The sequence below is a fragment of the Actinomadura sp. 3N407 genome (assembly GCF_052245875.1).
Lineage (GTDB): Bacteria > Actinomycetota > Actinomycetes > Streptosporangiales > Streptosporangiaceae > Spirillospora.
The window spans coordinates 73079-90254 of sequence record NZ_JBQQBP010000021.1 but is presented as its reverse complement, the minus strand read 5'-3'; the positions used below and the strand labels follow the sequence as shown (position 1 = coordinate 90254).

The following is a 17176-nucleotide window of genomic DNA, read 5'->3' as shown; positions in this document are numbered from 1 at the left end:
AAGATCATGAGTTCGAGCTTCCGGGCCCCCAAGGGGGTCAGTGAATACGTCCCGCCGCGCGCGGACCTCTTCTACGCCATCCGGGAGGCGTTCGCCGAGCAGGCGAGGCTGGCCGGTTACGGCTACCTGGAGCTGGCCGTCTTCGAGGACACCAACCTGTTCAGGCGGGGCGTCGGGGAGTCCACCGACGTGGTGTCCAAGGAGATGTACACGTTCGAGGACCGGGGCGGCCGGTCGCTGACGCTGCGTCCCGAGTTCACCGCCTCGGTGCTGCGGTCGGTGCTGGAGCACAACCTCCACAAGGGCCCGCTGCCGGCGAAGGTGTGGACGACCGGGCCCGCGTTCCGCGCCGAACGCCCCCAGCAGGGCCGCTACCGGCAGTTCTACCAGCTCGACCTGGAGGCGATCGGCACCGAGGACCCGCAGGTCGACGCGGAGACGATCGCGATCGCGTGGAACTGGTACCGGTCGCTCGGGCTGACCCGGGTGCGGCTGCTGCTGAACTCGCTCGGCTGCAAGGAGTGCCGCCCGGCCTACCGCGCCCTGCTGCAGGACTTCCTGCGCGGCCTGGACCTGGACGACGACACCCGCGCCCGCGTCGAGATCAATCCGCTGCGGGTGCTGGACGACAAGCGCCCGCGCGTGAAGGCCCAGATCGCGGACGCCCCGCTGATGGCCGACCACCTGTGCCCGGCCTGCAAGGCCTACCACGGCCGGGTCCGCGAACTGCTGGGCGATCTCGGGATTCCGTCGGAGGACACCCCCACCCTCGTCCGCGGCCTGGACTACTACACCCGGACGACCTACGAGTTCGATCACCCGCTGCTCGGCGCCCAGTCCGGCATCGGCGGCGGCGGCCGCTACGACGGGCTGTCGGAGGACATCGGCGGCCCGCCGCTGCCCGGCATCGGCTTCGGGCTCGGCCTGGACCGCACCGTCCTCGCGCTGGAGGCCGAGTCGCAGGAGGACGGCGCCGCCGCGTTCACGACCGGGCCCCGCTGCGAGGCGTTCGGGGTGGCGCTCGGCGACGCCGCCGAGCGCCGGATGTTCGCGCTGGTCGACGAGCTGCGCCGGGCCGGGGTCGCCGCGGACATGGCGTTCGGTGGAAAGCGGCTGAAGGGCGCCATGAAGGACGCGGACCGCTCGGGTGCCCGCTACGCCGTGATCCTCGGGGAGCGAGATATCGCGGACGGCGTCGCCCAGGTCAAGGATCTGGCCGAGGGCGAGCAGACAGCCGTCCCGCTCACCGGCATCGTCACGACGTTGAAGGAAAGGCTCTCCAAATGATCCGCACGCACGAGGCGGGGACGCTCCGCAAGGAGCACGCCGGGCAGCAGGTCACGCTGGCCGGCTGGGTCGGCCGCCGCCGCGACCACGGCGGCGTCACGTTCATCGACCTGCGCGACGCGTCCGGGACCGCGCAGGTCGTGTTCCGCGAGGAGGAGATGGGGTCGGGCGGTGTCATGGGCAGGGCCCACGACCTGCGCGCCGAGTTCTGCGTCAAGGTCGTCGGGGAGGTCCGCGTCCGGCCGGAGGGCAACGAGAACCCGGAGCTGCCGACCGGGGACATCGAGGTCGCCGCCGCCGAGATCGAGATCCTGTCGGACGCGGCGCCGCTGCCGTTCCCCATCGAGGGCGACGTCAACGTCAACGAGGAGATCCGGCTCAAGTACCGGTACCTCGACCTGCGCCGCGACGCCGTCGCGCGGGCCATGAAGATCCGGTCCGAGGCGTCGTTCCTGACGCACGAGGTGATGCGCGAGCACGGCTTCGTCAACGTCGAGACACCGACGCTGACCCGGTCGACGCCCGAGGGCGCCCGCGACTTCCTGGTCCCCGTCCGGCTCCAGCCGGGCCACTGGTACGCGCTGCCGCAGTCGCCGCAGCTGTTCAAGCAGCTGCTCATGGTCGGCGGGCTGGAGCGCTACTACCAGATCGCCCGCTGCTACCGCGACGAGGACTTCCGCGCCGACCGGCAGCCGGAGTTCACCCAGATCGACATCGAGATGTCGTTCGCCGACCAGGAGGACGTCCTGCAGGTCGGCGAGGACCTCGTCGCCCGGCTGTGGAAGGACGTCGCCGGGTACGACGTCCCCCGGCCGATCCCCCACCTCACCTACGCCGACGCGATGGCACGGTACGGCTCCGACAAGCCCGACCTCCGGTTCGGTCTTGAGCTGACCGACATGACCGAGTACTTCGCCGGCACGCCGTTCCGCGTGTTCCGGGCCCCGTACGTCGGCGCGGTCGTCATGCCGGGCGGCGCGTCCCAGACCCGCAAGGAGCTGGACGGCTGGCAGGACTGGGCGAAGGCGCGCGGCGCCCGCGGCCTCGCGTACGTGCTCGTCCAGGACGACGGGACGCTCGGCGGCCCGGTCGCCAAGAACCTGTCCGACACCGAGAAGGAGGGGCTGGCCGCCGCGGCCGGCGCCGGCGCCGGCGACGCGATCTTCTTCGGGGCCGGGAGGCGGCACGCGACGCAGGAACTGCTCGGCGCCGCCCGGCTGGAGATCGGCCGCCGCCGGGAACTGATCGACGAGACGGCGTGGAAGTTCGTGTGGGTCGTCGACGCGCCGGTCTTCGAGCCCGTCGAGGACGGCAACGGCGAGCAGATCGGCTGGACCGCCGTCCACCACCCGTTCACCGCGCCGAAGCCGGAGTTCGCCGGCACCTTCCAGGACGACCCGGGCGGTTCGCTCGCCAACGCCTACGACCTCGTCCTGAACGGCACGGAGATCGGCGGCGGGTCCATCCGCATCCACCGCGCGGAGATGCAGCAGCGGGTGTTCGACGTGCTGGGCCTGTCGAAGGCGGAGGCCGAGTCCAAGTTCGGGTTCCTGCTGGAGGCGTTCAAGTTCGGCCCGCCCCCGCACGGCGGCATCGCGTTCGGCTGGGACCGGATGGTGATGCTCCTGGCCCGGCAGGACTCGATCCGCGACGTGATCGCCTTCCCGAAGGCCGCGTCCGGGTACGACCCGCTGACCGCCGCGCCTACGCCGATCACGCCGCAGCAGCGCGCGGAGGCCGGTGTCGACGTGGACCCCGAGGACAAGGGCGGGGAAGAGCCCGGCGAAAGCTGAGCGGGGAAGGCGGCGCCGCCCCTTACCGGGTGGCGCCGCTGGTCACCCGGTAGACGTCGTACACGCCGTCGATGGAGCGGACGGCCTTCAGGACGTGGCCGAGGTGCTTCGGGTCGCCCATCTCGAACGTGAAGCGGCTGACGGCGACACGGTCGCGGGTCGTGGTGACCGACGCCGACAGGATGTTGACGTGCTGGTCGGACAGCACGCGGGTCACGTCCGACAGCAGCCGGGGACGGTCGAGCGCCTCCACCTGGATGGCGACCAGGAAGACCGAGTCCTCCCCCGGGGACCATTTCACGTCGATCAGCCGGTCGGGCTGCGACTTCAGGCTCTCGACGTTGGAGCAGTCGGCGCGGTGCACGGACACGCCGTGGCCGCGCGTCACGAACCCGACGATGTCGTCGCCCGGCACGGGCGTACAGCAGCGCGACAGCCGCACCCACACGTCGGGGTCGTCCGCGACGACGACGCCCGGGTCGCCCGCAGGCCGGCTCCGCTTGCGGCGGGTCGGCAGCGCGATCTCGGCGAGGTCCTCCTCGGCGCTCTCCACACCGCCGAGGGCGTCCACGAGCCGCTGGACGACGTGCTGCGCGGAGACCTGGCTCTCGCCGACCGCCGCGTACAGCGACGACACGTCCGGGTAGCGCATGTCGCGGGCGAGGGCGAGCAGCGCCTCCCCGGACATCATCCGCTGCAGCGGCATGTTCTGCTTGCGCATCGCGCGGGCGATGGCGTCCTTGCCGGACTCGATCGCGGTGTCGCGGCGCTCCTTGGAGAACCAGTGCTTGATCTTGTTGCGGGCGCGGGCGCTCTTGACGAAGCCGAGCCAGTCGCGGCTCGGGCCGGCGTCCTGCGACTTGGAGGTGAAGACCTCGACGGTGTCGCCGTTGTCGAGGGTCGATTCGAGGGGGACGAGTCGCCCGTTCACACGGGCGCCGATACATCGGTGCCCGACCTCGGTGTGGATCGCGTACGCGAAGTCGACGGGGGTCGCGCCCTGAGGCAGCGCGATCACGTCGCCCTTCGGGGTGAACACGAACACCTCGGAGACCGACAGGTCGAAGCGCAGCGACTCCAGGAACTCCGCCGGGTCGGCGGTCTCCTTCTGCCAGTCGAGGAGCTGGCGGAGCCACTGCATGTCACCGGCCTTGCGGCCGCCGACCGTCTCCTCCTTGTACTTCCAGTGCGCGGCGACGCCGTACTCGGCGCGGCGGTGCATGCCCCAGGTGCGGATCTGCAGCTCGACGGGCTTGCCCTCGGGGCCGATCACCGTGGTGTGCAGCGACTGGTACATGTTGAACTTCGGCATCGCGATGTAGTCCTTGAACCGGCCGGGGACCGGGTTCCACCGCGCGTGGATCGAGCCGAGGGCGGCGTAGCAGTCGCGGACGCTGTCGACGAGGACCCGGATGCCGACCAGGTCGTAGATGTCGTCGAAGCTGACGTCCCGCGCGATCATCTTCTGGTAGATCGAGTAGTAGTGCTTCGGCCGGCCGGTGACGGTGGCCTTGATCCGGGCCTCGCGCAGGTCGGTGGAGACGTACTCGATCACTTCCTGCAGGTAGACGTCGCGGCGCGGGGCGCGCTCGGACACCAGCCGGGCGATCTCGTCGAACCGCTTGGGGTACATCGTGGCGAACGCGAGGTCCTCCAGCTCCCACTTCAGCGTGTTCATCCCGAGGCGGTGCGCGAGCGGCGCGAACACCTCGAGGGTCTCGCGGGCCTTCTTCTCCTGCTTGTGCCGCGGCATGTAGCGCAGCGTGCGCATATTGTGCAGCCGGTCGCCGAGCTTGATCACCAGGACGCGGATGTCGCGGGACATCGCCACGACCATCTTGCGGACGGTCTCGGCCTCGGCGGCCTCCCCGTACTTGACCTTGTCGAGCTTGGTGACGCCGTCGACGAGGGCGGCGATCTCGTCGCCGAAGTCGGTCCCGAGCTGCTCGAGGGTGTAGGGGGTGTCCTCGACGGTGTCGTGCAGCAGCGCCGCGCAGAGCGTCTCGGTGTTCATGCCGAGTTCGGCGAGGATGGTGGCGACGGCGAGCGGATGCGTGATGTACGGGTCGCCGCTCTTGCGCTTCTGGTGGCGGTGGTAGTGAGCGGCGACGTCGTAAGCGCGCTCGATGAGCCGGAGGTCCGCCTTGGGGTGGGTGTTGCGGACCGTCTTGATCAGTGGTTCTAGTACCGGGTTCATAGCGGGGCCGCGCTGGGCGCCCAACCTGGCGAGCCTACGGCGCACCCGGGCGGCAGACGGTGGAATCGTGGCCGGCGTGGGCCTGGACGGAACGGCGGGCTCGGGGGTGTCTGCGGGCTCAGGGGGGCCGGCGGGCCGGGCGGAGCCGGGTCCTGCGGCGGGCGGGGCCTGCTCTCGGGGGGCCCGCTCTCGAGGGCCCCGATCTTCGGGGCCCCGCTGCTCATGGGCCTGCTCTTCAAGCTCTTCAAGGGCCTGCTCTTCGGGGGCCTGAGCGGTGGGAGCCGGTTCGGGAGAGTCCTGCGCGGGCGGGCCGGGCGTCCCCGGTTTCTCCGCGGGCGCCGCGGACCGTTCGGGGGGCGGCTCCGGCGGTTCGGCGGCGGGCCGGCCGGGCGGTGGTGAAGGCCGTGAGGCGCGGCGCGGCGGCGCGGCGGCCGCGGCCCGCACACCGCGTTCCCCCGGGGTCTCCTGCGCCTCGGGGCCCGCGGCGGCGTCGTTCACCGCGTCGGTCGATACCACCTCACCGGGCACCCAGCCTCCTTAGTCCTCCGGGCGCACCGCCCGCTCCCCGCGGGATGCGCCCGTCCCCACCGGACCCTGATGGCGCCAGTGTATCCGGCACCCATTTCCTACTAGACCGTAACCAGCGAATGGACGTCCAGATTCCCCAGTTTGCCGCGTCCGTGCAGGAACGACAGTTCGAGGAGGACCGACAGCCCGGCGACCTCGGCCCCGCCCCGGCGGACGAGTTCGGCGGCGGCCCTGGCCGTCCCCCCGGTGGCCAGGACGTCGTCGACGATCAGCACCCGGTCACCGGGTTCGAGCGCGTCGAGATGGATCTCGATCGTCTCGGTCCCGTACTCGAGATCATAGGTCTCCTCGTTCGTCCGCGACGGCAGCTTCCCCTTTTTGCGCACCGGGACGAACCCCGCGCCGAAGTGGTAGGCCACGGGAGCGGCGAGGATGAATCCACGCGCCTCGATTCCGACGATCTTGTCGATGGTGCCGCGGCCGTGATGGTTGACGATCGCGTCCACCACGCCGGCGAACGCGACATGGTCGGCCAGCAGGGGCGTGATGTCCTTGAAGACCACCCCGGGCTTGGGATAGTCGTCCACGTCGCGGATCCGCTCCTGGATCAGCTTGCCGAGGTCCACGTTCGCTCCTACCTGCCGCCGCGCCGTCGCTGCCGGGTCGCGCGCCTGGGTTGCCGCCGCGGCCCGGTCTGCACCACCTTACGGACGGTGACTGTACCGCCGAGGTCGCCGGCGTCGTCGCCCGGGCCGGTGTCGCCGGCGTCGTCCGGCGGCTCGTCCCCGGGCGCCCCCGCCGCGGCCTTCACCTTGGTGGTCTTCCTGGACTGCCGCTTGGCGCTCTGCTCACGGCGGGCGATGTTGGCCCGGATCTGCTTGTACTTCGGCTCGCGCTCCTTGAGCTGGACGAGCAGCGGCGTCGCCACGCAGATCGAGGAGTAGGTACCCACGATCATGCCGACGAACAGGGCGAGCGACAGGTCCTTCAGCGTGCCCGCGCCGAACAGCGTGGTGCCGATGAACAGGATGGCGCCGACCGGCAGGATCGCCACCAGCGAGGTGTTCAGCGAGCGGACGAGCGTGTTGCTGAGCGCCCGGTTGGCGGCCTCGCTGTAGGTGGTCTTGGAGGTCGGGCCGAGCGGCCTGGTGACCTCCTTGATCATGTCGAAGACGACGACCGCGTCGTACAGCGAGTAGCCGAGGATCGTCAGGAAGCCGAGCAGGGTGGCCGGCGTGACCTCGAAGCCGGACCAGGCGTACACGCCCGCCGTGATGACCAGGTCGTGGACCAGCGCGACCACGGCGGCAATGGCCATCCGCCACTCGAACGCCAGCGACAGATAGCCGATGATCAAGATCATGAAGACGAGCAGCGCCTGCCACGCCTTCTTCTGGATCTCGCCGCCCCACGAGGCGCCGACGACCTGGGTGCTGACCGTGTCCGCGGACACTCCCAGTGCCGCGGCGACGCTCGACTTGACCTCCGTGACCTCGGCCGAGGACAGGCTCTCGGTCGTGGCCCGCCAGTCGTCCCCGGCCTTCTGCACGATCACCTGGTGGGCGCCGCCGTCGTGGACGGCGCCGCGCACGTCCTCGATCGAGGCGGCGGGGGCCTTGAAGGTGAAGACCGAGCCGCCCTTGAACTCGACGCCGAAGTTGAGCCCCTGGACGAGCAGGCCCGCGACCGACACCGCCAGCAGCAGCCCGGAGATCGAGTACCAGATCTTCGGCCTGCCGACGATGTCGGCGCTGATCTCGCCCCGGTAGATCCTGGAGACGACCGCGCGCGACCCCATCTCAGGCCTCCTGGCTCGTCTTGCGGGCGGTGGCGGACGGCTTGCGCGCCGCGCGCTGCAGGCGTTTCGGGTCGAGCCCGGAAAGCGGGTGCCCCCGGCCGTAGAACCGCGTGTTCGACAGCAGCGCGATCAGCGGCTTGGTGAAGAAGAACACCACGATGACGTCGATGAGCGTCGTCAGGCCCATCGCGAACGCGAACCCGGCCACGCCGCCGACCGCGAGGAAATACAGCACCAGCGCGGCCAGGAACGTCACGGCGTCGGCGACCAGGATGGTGCGCCGCGCCCGTTTCCAGGCCGTCTCGACCGACGGCCGCAGCTTGCGGCCGGCACGGAGCTCGTCGCGCAGCCGCTCGAAGTAGACGATGAACGAGTCGGCGGTGATGCCGATGGACACGATCAGGCCGATGACGTGCGGCAGCGACAGCCGGAAGCCCATCCCCTCACCGAGGACGACGACCGCCAGGTAGGTGACCGCCGACGCGACGAGCAGGCTGGACACCGCCACCAGGCCGAGGCCCCGGTAGTAGAACATGCAGTAGAGCACGACCAGGCCGAGGCCGATCGCGCCGGCGATCAGCCCGCCGGTCAGCTGGTCGGAGCCGAGCGTGGACGACACCTCGTCGATGGAGCTCTGCGTGAACTCCAGCGGCAGCGCCCCGTACTTGAGCACGTTGGCGAGGTCGGTGGCGTACTGCTGGTCGAAGCTGCCGGGCGGGCCGTCGATGCTGGCGGTGCCGCCGGTGATCGCGCCCTTGTTGATGCTGGGCGCCGAGACGACCTGCCCGTCGAGGACGATCGCGACCTGCGCGCGCGGCGACGTGGGGCTCTGCTGGTAGGCGGCGGACGCCTCGGTGGTGACCTCGCCGAACTGGCGGGCGCCCGTGCCGTCGAACTCCAGCGAGACCGACCAGCTCGGCTGGCCCTGCTGCGCGTTCGGCGGCATCGCCGCGGCGTCGTCGACGCTCTCGCCCAGCACCCGCACGGGCCCGAGAATGTACTTGGCGACCTGGCCGTTCTCCTCGTCCTGGTCGCAGGCGGCGACGAACTTGCGGCCCGGGTCGCCGGACCCTTCGGCGCGCCGGTCGCCGGCGTAGCAGTCGAGCGCCTCGAACTGCTTGATGACGGCCTTGTCGGTCACGCCGGCATAGTTCTGCCCGGGGACCGGCTGGCCGGACGGCAGCCCCGCCGGGAGCGACGCCGGCGGCGGCCCCGACGGGGCGGCCGACGGGGCCGGGCCAGACGGGTTCGGCGTCGGGGCCGTCAGCGCCCCCGACAGCGCCCTCCCACGGGGGGTGGACGACGCCGAGGGGGTGGCCGAGCCGGACGGGGCCGCAGACGAAGACGGCGACGGCTTCGCGCCGTCGCCGTTCCCGTTCCCCTTGTCCCGACCTCCCGGGCCGGCGGACGGGGACGCCGCCGCCCCCGTCGACGGCCGACCGTCGGCAAGGGCGAACACCTGCCGGAACTGCAGCTTCGCCGTGGTGCCGATCAGGCCGACGACGCGGCTCTGCCCCGCACCGGGCACGTTCACCACGATGTTGCCGCTGCCCTGCTCGGTGACCTCGGCGTCCGACACCCCCAGGCCGTTGACCCGCTGGGTCATGATCTTGACGGCCTGGTCCATCTGCTCGGCCGGGGGATCGCCGCCGTCAGCGGTCTCGGCGGTGAGCGTCACCGTCGTCCCGCCCGCGAGGTCGAGCCCCAGCTTGGGAGTCGTCTGCCCCTGCCAGACCGCCACGCCGGCCAGCACGACCATGATTCCGAAGAGTGCGAGGAGGGTGCGCCCAGGCCTGGGGGCGTTCTCGGGCGGAGCCACTGATCGGTTACTTCCCGTCTTGAATCGTGGCCGGAGAAGGGATCAGCCGGTGGACTTGTTCGCCGTCTTCACCTTCAGCCTCTTGCCGGGCTTGGACTCGGGCTCCTCCGCCTCGGCGGGCTCCTCCGCCTCGGCGGACTCGTCCGGGCCGTCCTCGTCCGAGTCGTCCTCGTCCGCCGCCTCGTCGTCGGCGTCGCCGTCCTTGGAGAGGTCGACGCGGTCGCCGCCCTCGTCCTCGTCGTCGTCATCGTCATCGTGCTCGTCGTCGAGGTCCTCGGGCTCGTCCTTGAGGACCTGCATGACGGCCTGCTTGACGAAGCGAACCTCGACGCCGTCCGCGATCTCCATGACGATGCCGTCGTCGTCGACCTCCACGACGGTCGCGCGCATGCCGCTGGTCGTCAGCACCCGCACTCCGGGTTCAATGGCGTTCTGCATGTTCAGCTGCTCTTTCCGGCGCTTGCTCTGCGGCCGGATGAGCAGGAAGTAGAAGACCAGGGGAATGGCGAGGAGCAGGAGCAGGTTGAAGGCCCCGCTGCCGCCCGAATCCGCCGCGATAATCATGTCGCCGCCCATTACTGGGGCATCCTTCCGATGTCGTTTGCCCAGCCTGTGACCGGACCGGTCATGTGCAACGGGACCGCCGGCTGGAGACGGTGAACCAAGTCCCGGAGTCTAGAGAGTACGCGAGACCCCGGCAACGACGCGACGACCGGCGACGCCGGGAAGTTCCCAACCCGTTATCAGATGATCACTATTCGGGCCGGCCGGCGTCTCCGTCGACGTCGAACAGCGTTCCCGCCATCGGCGCCGTCGGCGGCTGCGCGAGCCCCAGATGCGCCCACGCGGCCGCGGTGGCGATCCGCCCCCGCGGCGTCCTCGCCAGCAGGCCCTGCCTGACGAGGAACGGCTCGGCGACGACCTCCACGGTCTCGGGTTCCTCCCCCACCGACACGGCCAGCGTCGACAACCCCACGGGGCCGCCGCCGAACTTGCGCATCAGCGACTCCAGGACGGCGCGGTCGAGCCGGTCCAGGCCCCGTTCGTCCACCTCGTACAACGCCAGCGCGGCCCGCGCTGATTCCAGCGTGACGGTCCCGTCGGCGCGCACCTCGGCGTAGTCGCGGACGCGGCGCAGCAGCCGGTTGGCGATGCGGGGGGTGCCCCGGGACCGGCCGGCGATCTCGGCGGCGGCGTCGCCGCCGATCTCCACGTCCAGCAGCGCCGCGGACCGCCGGACGATGATCTCCAGCTCGGCGGGCTCGTAGAAGTCCATGTGCGCGACGAACCCGAACCTGTCGCGGAGCGGGCCGGGCAGCATCCCGGCCCGGGTGGTGGCGCCGACCAGCGTGAACGGCGCGATGTCCAGGGGGATCGCGGTCGCGCCCGGGCCCTTGCCGACGACGACGTCGACGCGGAAGTCCTCCATCGCCATGTAGAGCATCTCCTCGGCGGGCCGCGCCAGCCGGTGGATCTCGTCCAGGAACAGCACCTCCCCCTCGGCGAGCGTGGACAGCACGGCCGCGAGGTCGCCGGCCCGTTCGATGGCCGGCCCGGAGGAGATCCGCAGCGGCTGCCCCAGCTCCCCGGCGATGATCATGGCGAGGGTGGTCTTGCCGAGGCCCGGCCCGCCCGACAGCAGCACGTGATCGGGCGTCCGGCCGCGCCGCAGCGCGCTCTGCAGCACCAGGGAGAGCTGCTCGCGCACCCGCTCCTGCCCGACGAAGTCGTCCAGCTTCCTGGGCCGCAGCGCGGCCTCGATCCGCTGCTCCTCGGCCCCGTCGGCCTCCGCCGACACCAGCCGTTCGGGGTCGCTCATCGCCTCACCTCCGCTCGGCGGCGAGCGGCCGCTCTACGCGACCGCCTCCCTCGTCGCTCCGGTCGCAAGCTCCCCGCGCTCCTCGCGCTCCTCGGCCCGGCCGCCGCGCGGCCGCTCGCTCCGCTCATTTGCTCAGCTTCTTCAGGGCGGACTTCAGGAGGGCCGCGACCGGGGGCGCCTCGGCGCCGTCCGTCCCGGTGGCGAGGTCGGCGGCGACGGCGTCCACGGCGGCGTCGGCGTCCTTGGCGGACCAGCCCAGGTTGATCAGGCCCATCTGGACCTGCTCGCGCCACGGCTCGGCGCGGGCGGGCGCGCGGACGCCGCCGCCGTCCCCGACCGGGCCGCCGAGGCGGTCCCTGAGCTCCAGGACGATGCGCTGGGCCCCCTTCTTGCCGATGCCGGGGACCCTGGTGAGGGCGGTGAGGTCCTCGCTCGCCACGGCATGGCGCAGCGCGTCGGGCGTGTGGACGGCGAGCATCGCCAGCGCGAGCTTGGGCCCCACCCCGCTGGCCGTCTGCAGCATCTCGAACACCGTGCGCTCGTCGTCGTCGGCGAACCCGAACAGGGTGAGGGAGTCCTCGCGGACGACGAGGGAGGTCGGCACCTTCGCCTGGTCGCCGACCCGCAGCCCGGCCAGGGTGGCGGGGGTGCACTGCACCGCCAGGCCGACGCCGTGCACGTCGATCACCGCGCCGTCGGGTCCGGCGGCGGCCACCCGGCCGCTGACGAAGGCGATCACTGGACGGTTCCTCCTCTGTTCCGGGCGGTGCTCGTCCGGGCGGCGAGGCGTTCGCGTTCGGCCCTGGCCGCCTCCTCGACCCGCGACCGCTGGGCCGTGGCGAGCCGCCGCTGCGCTCCCCCGCGCCACACGTGGCAGATGGCCAGCGCGAGCGCGTCGGCCGCGTCCGCCGGCTTCGGGGCCGCTTCCAGGGACAGCAGCCGGGTCACCATCGTGGTCACCTGGGCCTTGTCGGCGCGTCCGTTCCCGGTGACGGCGGCCTTGGCCTCGCTCGGGGTGTGCAGCGCGACGGGCAGGCCGCGGCGGGCCGCCACCAGCATCGCGACCCCGGCCGCCTGCGCGGTGCCCATCACGGTGCGGACGTTGTGCTGGGAGAACACGCGCTCGACGGCGACGGCGTCGGGACGGAACTCGTCCATCAGCGACTCGATTCCCGACTCGATGCCCAGCAGGCGCAGGGCGATGTCGTCGTCGGGCGCGGTCCGCACGACGGACACGTGCACCAGGTGGAGCCGTTTGCCCGGGGCGCCCTCGACGACCCCCACCCCGCACCGGGTGAGCCCGGGGTCCACCCCCATCACCCGCAAGACCACTCCTTCGATCACCTGTTCGGCCGCCAACGCTATCAATCGGGCCTCGCATCGTGGAGGGTGCGGCGGCGTGTCCTTGAAGTAATCCCCTAGAAGTAGTCCAACGAGAAGGGCGTGGCCGCGAACGCGGGTGACAGCGCTTCCGCGTCCCCGCCCTGGAGCAGGCCTGAGCGGCGCAGCGTGGAGACCGGGACGCCCGCGTAGAGCGCCGACAGGCCGCGGGGACCGAGCCGCACGGGGTCGCCGGCGCCGGCGGACGGCTCCAGGCGCCCCTCCCCGCCCTCGATCTCCAGCCGCCAGTGGCCGGAGTTCGCGGGACGCTGCGGGTCGTCGATCAGCAGGGGCGCCCCGGCGGTCACTCCGGGCGGGTAGCCGCGCGTCCCGATCGCGGCGGGGGCGTCCACGACCCGCAGCATCCACTGGGTCCGGTGGACGATCTCGTGCTCGCGTTCGCGCGGCAGCCACAGGACCGGGTCCAGCGGGGAAACGCACGCGCGGACGGTCTTGGCGGTCGACGAGCCCGTCCCGACGATGGCCCACAGCGCCCGGAGCGTCCGCTCGGAGGACGCGACGAGCCGGGAGACCTCGAGCCCGGTGTTCCCTTCCGCCCAGCGGTAGGAGAGGAACCCGTCCTCGGCCAGGTAGGCGTAGTCGTCTCGCTGCGCGAGCAGGCCCCGCCACCTCGCCTCGCCCCATCCGACGGGGCCGCTGTCGCGTGCCTGCGCGTGCACGCGGCCGATGACGGCCGCCACCTCCGCGGCATCCTCGGGCCCCGCCCTGCGGACGGGCACCCGTTCGGCGGCGATCGTGCGCAGCGCCTCCGCCGGCAGGTCGATGTGGTGCTGGGCGCCCGCGTGCTCCCAGCCGAGCGACCGGTAGATCCGCGTCGTCGCGGGATACAGCATCGCCAGCGGGTGCCCGAACTCGGCGCACCGGTCCAGCAGATCGGTCATCAGCCGGCGGCCGAGCCCCCGGCCGCGCTCCTCGGGCGCGACGGTGACCCCGCCGACGCCCGCCATGGACACGGCCCGCCCGTGCCACCACTGCGTCATGTCGTGCAGGGCGCCCGAGGCGACGATCCCGCCGCCGTCGAACCCGGCGAACCACCGCCCGGCCTCCCACGTCGGCCGGGCGGCCTCGGCGCTGCGCTCCCACGCCTCGTCCGGCATCGGCCCGAAGGCGCGTGCCCCGTTGTCGCGAACGGTGTCCCGCTCATCTGCGCCGAGCGCCCGGATCTCCATGATCCAGACCGTATGCCATGCCCGCGTCGCGGCCTCGCCCGGTACGGGGGCGCCGCGGGCTCAGTCCAAGGTGGCCAGGACGTCGTCCGAGACGTCGAAGTTCGCGTAGACGTCCTGGACGTCGTCGGAGTCTTCGAGGGCGTCCAGGAGACGGAAGACCTTCTTGGCGTTGTCCTCGTCCAGGGGGACGGTGACGGTCGGCAGGAACTTGCTCTCGGCCGACTCGTAGTCGATCCCGGCGTCCACGAGCGCGCTGCGGACCGCGACGAGGTCGCCCGCCTCGCTGACGACCTCGAAGTTCTCCTCGTCGAGCTCGTTGACCTCCTCGGCGCCGGCGTCCAGGACGGCGAGCATCACGTCGTCCTCGCTGGTGCCGCCCTTGGGGACGATCACGACGCCCTTGCGGTTGAACATGTAGGAGACCGAGCCGGGGTCGGCGAGGGAGCCGCCGTTGCGGGTGAGGGCGACGCGGACCTCGGAGGCCGCGCGGTTGCGGTTGTCGGTCAGGCACTCGATGAGGACGGCGACACCGCCCGGGGCGTAGCCCTCGTAGGTGATGTTCTGCCAGTCCGCGCCCCCGGCCTCCTCGCCGGCGCCGCGCTTGCGCGCGCGCTCGATGTTGTCGTTGGGGACGGAGTTCTTCTTCGCCTTGTAGATGGCGTCGTAGAGGGTCGGGTTGGCGTCCGGGTCGCCGCCGCCGGTGCGCGCCGCCACCTCGATGTTCTTGATCAGCTTGGCGAAGAGCTTGCCCCGCTTGGCGTCGAGGGCCGCCTTCTTGTGCTTGGTCGTCGCCCACTTGGAATGGCCGGACATCTGTCACTCCTCCTCTGTCGTCCGGCGCACCAGATCGGCGAAGTAGTGGTGCACGCGGAAATCGCCTGTCAACTCCGGATGGAACGCGGTCGCCATGAGGCGCCCCTGGCGGACGGCGACGATCCTACCGGCGTTCGGGCCGCCCTCGGCGCGTCCGAGGATCTCGACGGCGTCACCGACGGACTCCACCCAGGGCGCGCGGATGAAAACGGCGTGGTACGGCGTGTCCCCCATACCGGTCAGCGGGACGTCGGACTCGAACGAGTCGACCTGCCTGCCGAAGGCGTTGCGCCGCACGGTCATGTCGATCCCGCCGACCGTCTCCTGGCCCGCCACGCCGTCCCGGATCCGGTCCGCCAGCATGATCATCCCGGCGCAGGAGCCGTAGACGGGCAGCCCCGCCTCGATCCGCTTGCGCAGCGGCTCCAGCAGCTCGAACGAGCGCGCCAGCCGCCACATGGTGGTGGACTCCCCGCCGGGCAGGACGAGGCCGTCGACCCGCTCCAGCTCCTCGGGGCGGCGCACGTTCAGGGTGCGCGCCCCGGCCGCCTCCAAGGCCGTCGCGTGCTCGCGCACGTCACCTTGCAGGGCCAGGACACCGATCGTCGGCACAGCGGTCACGTAAGAACCTTCCGGGGGTTCGCTGGGTCGTTCAAGCCTAGATGTTCACTACAACGCCCCCGGACCTCGCCGACCTTCCCGGGATCATTCCGGGGGACGCCCCCCGGAACCCGGTCAGGCGCCTCGTTCAGACGTGCTTGAACCGGCGCAGCGGAAGCTCCAGCGGCAGGAACCCGTCCTTGCCGCGGTCGGCGATGCCGCGGCCGAACATGTGCTCCTCGGCGAGCGCGAGCCCGAACTCCTCCGGGTCGAACGGCAGCGGGACGTCGGCCGCGCCGGCGTCGATGGCCCGCCAGAACGGCCGCTCGGCCGGGAGCCGCTCGCCCTGGTCGACGACGACGCCGTCCTCGGCGGTGACGAACACGTCGCGGAGCAGCTCCCCGGACTCGTACCACCGGAACCAGCAGCCGCGGATGACGGTGTGCAGGACGAGGACGCCGCAGTGCGAGCCGGGCAGCGCCGCCGCCGCGGTGTCGGCGATGCGGCGGGCGTCGTCGTCGAGGCAGAACAGCCTTCGGTCGCACAGGAGGAGCGCCCGTTCGAACGCCCCGACGAACAACTCGTCCTCGTAGGGCCAGAGCGCGAAGTCCAGCACCGTGTCACCGGTCTCCGTCAGGGTGTCCGCCGGGTAAAGGCCGCGCGCGATCGTCGCGGCGGCGTCCGGATCGGGCACCAGGCCCGGCCGGAACACCTCGGTGGGTTCACCCGCGCTCGCGCACGCCAGCGCGACCGACCAAGCCATGCTCTCCCCTCCCGCGGCCGGGCACCGCCCAGGGGCCCGCGTGCCCCTCACCGGCCGCGCCGCCAGCGTAAACCCTGTAAGGGCGCGGTGTGGAGTGGGGACGGCCCGTTTATCGCGACGCCGTCCTCACCGGCCCGCCCGCGTCACCAGCCGCGGCCGGCGAACTTCTCGTCCTCGCCGAGGACGGCGGCGTTGATGCCGACCATGGCCTCGCCGAGGCCGCGGGACACCTTGGCGAGGACGCCGGGGTCGTCGTGGAAGGTGGTGGCCTTGACGATGGCCTCGGCGCGCTGCGCCGGGTTGCCGGACTTGAAGATCCCGGAGCCGACGAAGACCCCCTCGGCGCCGAGCTGCATCATCATGGCGGCGTCGGCCGGGGTGGCGATGCCGCCGGCGGTGAACAGCACGACGGGCAGCCTGCCGGCGGACGCGACCTCCTTGACCAGCTCGTAGGGGGCCTGCAGCTCCTTGGCGGCGACGTACAGCTCGTCCTCGGGCAGGGACCGCAGCCTGCGGATCTGCTGCCTGATCTGGCGCATGTGCGTGGTGGCGTTGGACACGTCGCCGGTGCCGGCCTCGCCCTTGGAGCGGATCATCGCCGCACCCTCGGTGATGCGGCGCAGCGCCTCGCCGAGGCTGGTGGCGCCGCAGACGAACGGGACGGTGAACGCCCACTTGTCGATGTGGTTGTCGTAGTCGGCCGGGGTGAGCACCTCCGACTCGTCGACGTAGTCGACGCCGAGGGCCTGCAGCACCTGCGCCTCGACGAAGTGGCCGATGCGGGCCTTGGCCATCACCGGGATGGAGACCGCGGAGATGATCTCGTCGATCATGTCGGGGTCGCTCATCCGGGAGATGCCGCCCTCGGCGCGGATGTCTGCGGGCACCCGCTCCAGGGCCATGACGGCGACCGCGCCCGCGTCTTCGGCGATCTTCGCCTGATCGGGCGTGACGACGTCCATAATCACGCCGCCCTTGAGCATCTCCGCCATGCCGCGCTTGACGCGGGCGGTCCCGGTCTCGGGCGCGGCGTTCTCGGGGGCGGGACTGGAAGTGGACACGGGCATTCCTCACGTGGACGGACGATAAGTCCTTTCCATGGTATTGCCTGCTCGTGGGACCTCTCGACCCGCCACAGTGTCAATGCGCGGCGGGCCACGCTTACAAAGTGGCGGTTGACGTGGCGGCC

The 17176-nt window shown here is 71.7% G+C and carries 15 protein-coding genes; 2 read left to right on the top strand and 13 right to left on the bottom strand.

Annotation, left to right across the window (positions count from 1 at the left end):
- Window positions 1-6 precede the first annotated feature (6 nt).
- Both hisS and aspS read left to right on the top strand, forming a co-directional pair.
- Window positions 7-1287, top strand: a complete 1281-nt coding sequence (hisS, locus tag ACTWPP_RS37615; protein ID WP_443109206.1) for a histidine--tRNA ligase — start codon at window positions 7-9, stop codon at window positions 1285-1287.
- The gene (gene aspS / locus ACTWPP_RS37610; protein WP_443109205.1) at window positions 1284-3080 is read left to right on the top strand and encodes an aspartate--tRNA ligase; all 1797 of its coding nucleotides are present in this window, start codon (window positions 1284-1286) and stop codon (window positions 3078-3080) included. The genes hisS and aspS overlap by 4 nt, the downstream gene beginning before the upstream one ends.
- A gap of 22 nt (window positions 3081-3102) precedes the next feature.
- Here aspS and ACTWPP_RS37605 read toward each other — a convergent pair whose 3' ends face one another.
- The 13 genes from ACTWPP_RS37605 to pdxS form a co-directional block, all read right to left on the bottom strand.
- Entirely contained in the window at window positions 3103-5277 is a 2175-nt protein-coding gene (locus tag ACTWPP_RS37605) for a RelA/SpoT family protein (protein ID WP_443109246.1), read from the bottom strand.
- Window positions 5278-5906: 629 nt separating this feature from the next.
- A complete protein-coding gene (locus ACTWPP_RS37600; protein WP_443109204.1) occupies window positions 5907-6431 on the bottom strand; it encodes an adenine phosphoribosyltransferase in 525 nt (174 codons plus the stop codon).
- Window positions 6432-6439: 8 nt separating this feature from the next.
- Window positions 6440-7603, bottom strand: coding sequence for a protein translocase subunit SecF (gene secF / locus ACTWPP_RS37595; RefSeq protein WP_443109203.1), 1164 nt, complete (start codon window positions 7601-7603; stop codon window positions 6440-6442).
- Window position 7604: 1 nt separating this feature from the next.
- On the bottom strand, window positions 7605-9362 hold the full coding sequence (gene secD / locus ACTWPP_RS37590; protein ID WP_443109202.1) for a protein translocase subunit SecD: 1758 nt from the start codon (window positions 9360-9362) through the stop codon (window positions 7605-7607).
- 102 nt (window positions 9363-9464) lie between these two features.
- A complete protein-coding gene (gene yajC, locus ACTWPP_RS37585) occupies window positions 9465-9998 on the bottom strand; it encodes a preprotein translocase subunit YajC (protein ID WP_443109201.1) in 534 nt (177 codons plus the stop codon).
- Window positions 9999-10176: 178 nt separating this feature from the next.
- On the bottom strand, window positions 10177-11241 hold the full coding sequence (ruvB, locus tag ACTWPP_RS37580) for a Holliday junction branch migration DNA helicase RuvB (RefSeq protein WP_443109200.1): 1065 nt from the start codon (window positions 11239-11241) through the stop codon (window positions 10177-10179).
- A 124-nt stretch (window positions 11242-11365) separates the two neighbouring features.
- A complete protein-coding gene (ruvA, locus tag ACTWPP_RS37575; RefSeq protein ID WP_443109199.1) occupies window positions 11366-11980 on the bottom strand; it encodes a Holliday junction branch migration protein RuvA in 615 nt (204 codons plus the stop codon).
- On the bottom strand, window positions 11977-12567 hold the full coding sequence (ruvC, locus tag ACTWPP_RS37570; RefSeq protein ID WP_443109198.1) for a crossover junction endodeoxyribonuclease RuvC: 591 nt from the start codon (window positions 12565-12567) through the stop codon (window positions 11977-11979). The genes ruvA and ruvC overlap by 4 nt, the downstream gene beginning before the upstream one ends.
- Before the next feature lie 92 nt (window positions 12568-12659).
- Complete coding sequence (locus ACTWPP_RS37565; protein ID WP_443109197.1) at window positions 12660-13811, bottom strand: GNAT family N-acetyltransferase; 1152 nt, start codon at window positions 13809-13811, stop codon at window positions 12660-12662.
- Between the two features lie 60 nt (window positions 13812-13871).
- Window positions 13872-14624, bottom strand: a complete 753-nt coding sequence (locus ACTWPP_RS37560) for a YebC/PmpR family DNA-binding transcriptional regulator (protein ID WP_443109196.1) — start codon at window positions 14622-14624, stop codon at window positions 13872-13874.
- Window positions 14625-14627: 3 nt separating this feature from the next.
- Window positions 14628-15245: a pyridoxal 5'-phosphate synthase glutaminase subunit PdxT gene (gene pdxT / locus ACTWPP_RS37555; protein ID WP_443109195.1), complete on the bottom strand. Its 618-nt coding sequence runs from the start codon at window positions 15243-15245 to the stop codon at window positions 14628-14630.
- 127 nt (window positions 15246-15372) lie between these two features.
- Window positions 15373-15987 carry a DUF6928 family protein gene (locus tag ACTWPP_RS37550; protein WP_443109194.1) on the bottom strand — a complete coding sequence of 205 codons (615 nt, stop codon included), beginning with the start codon at window positions 15985-15987 and terminating at the stop codon, window positions 15373-15375.
- A 143-nt stretch (window positions 15988-16130) separates the two neighbouring features.
- Window positions 16131-17054, bottom strand: coding sequence for a pyridoxal 5'-phosphate synthase lyase subunit PdxS (pdxS, locus tag ACTWPP_RS37545; protein WP_443109193.1), 924 nt, complete (start codon window positions 17052-17054; stop codon window positions 16131-16133).
- Window positions 17055-17176: the final 122 nt, after the last annotated feature.

What these genes read in the sequence shown, in the direction of transcription:
- hisS (WP_443109206.1), top strand. Translation starts at nt 7, where the DNA reads ATGAGTTCGAGCTTCCGGGCCCCCAAGGGGGTCAGTGAATACGTCCCG.
- aspS (WP_443109205.1), top strand. Translation starts at nt 1,284, where the DNA reads ATGATCCGCACGCACGAGGCGGGGACGCTCCGCAAGGAGCACGCCGGG.
- ACTWPP_RS37605 (WP_443109246.1), bottom strand. Translation starts at nt 5,277, where the DNA reads ATGAACCCGGTACTAGAACCACTGATCAAGACGGTCCGCAACACCCAC.
- secF (WP_443109203.1), bottom strand. Translation starts at nt 7,603, where the DNA reads ATGGGGTCGCGCGCGGTCGTCTCCAGGATCTACCGGGGCGAGATCAGC.
- secD (WP_443109202.1), bottom strand. Translation starts at nt 9,362, where the DNA reads ATGGTCGTGCTGGCCGGCGTGGCGGTCTGGCAGGGGCAGACGACTCCC.
- yajC (WP_443109201.1), bottom strand. Translation starts at nt 9,998, where the DNA reads ATGGGCGGCGACATGATTATCGCGGCGGATTCGGGCGGCAGCGGGGCC.
- ruvB (WP_443109200.1), bottom strand. Translation starts at nt 11,241, where the DNA reads ATGAGCGACCCCGAACGGCTGGTGTCGGCGGAGGCCGACGGGGCCGAG.
- ACTWPP_RS37565 (WP_443109197.1), bottom strand. Translation starts at nt 13,811, where the DNA reads ATGGAGATCCGGGCGCTCGGCGCAGATGAGCGGGACACCGTTCGCGAC.
- ACTWPP_RS37560 (WP_443109196.1), bottom strand. Translation starts at nt 14,624, where the DNA reads ATGTCCGGCCATTCCAAGTGGGCGACGACCAAGCACAAGAAGGCGGCC.
- ACTWPP_RS37550 (WP_443109194.1), bottom strand. Translation starts at nt 15,987, where the DNA reads ATGGCTTGGTCGGTCGCGCTGGCGTGCGCGAGCGCGGGTGAACCCACC.
- pdxS (WP_443109193.1), bottom strand. Translation starts at nt 17,054, where the DNA reads ATGCCCGTGTCCACTTCCAGTCCCGCCCCCGAGAACGCCGCGCCCGAG.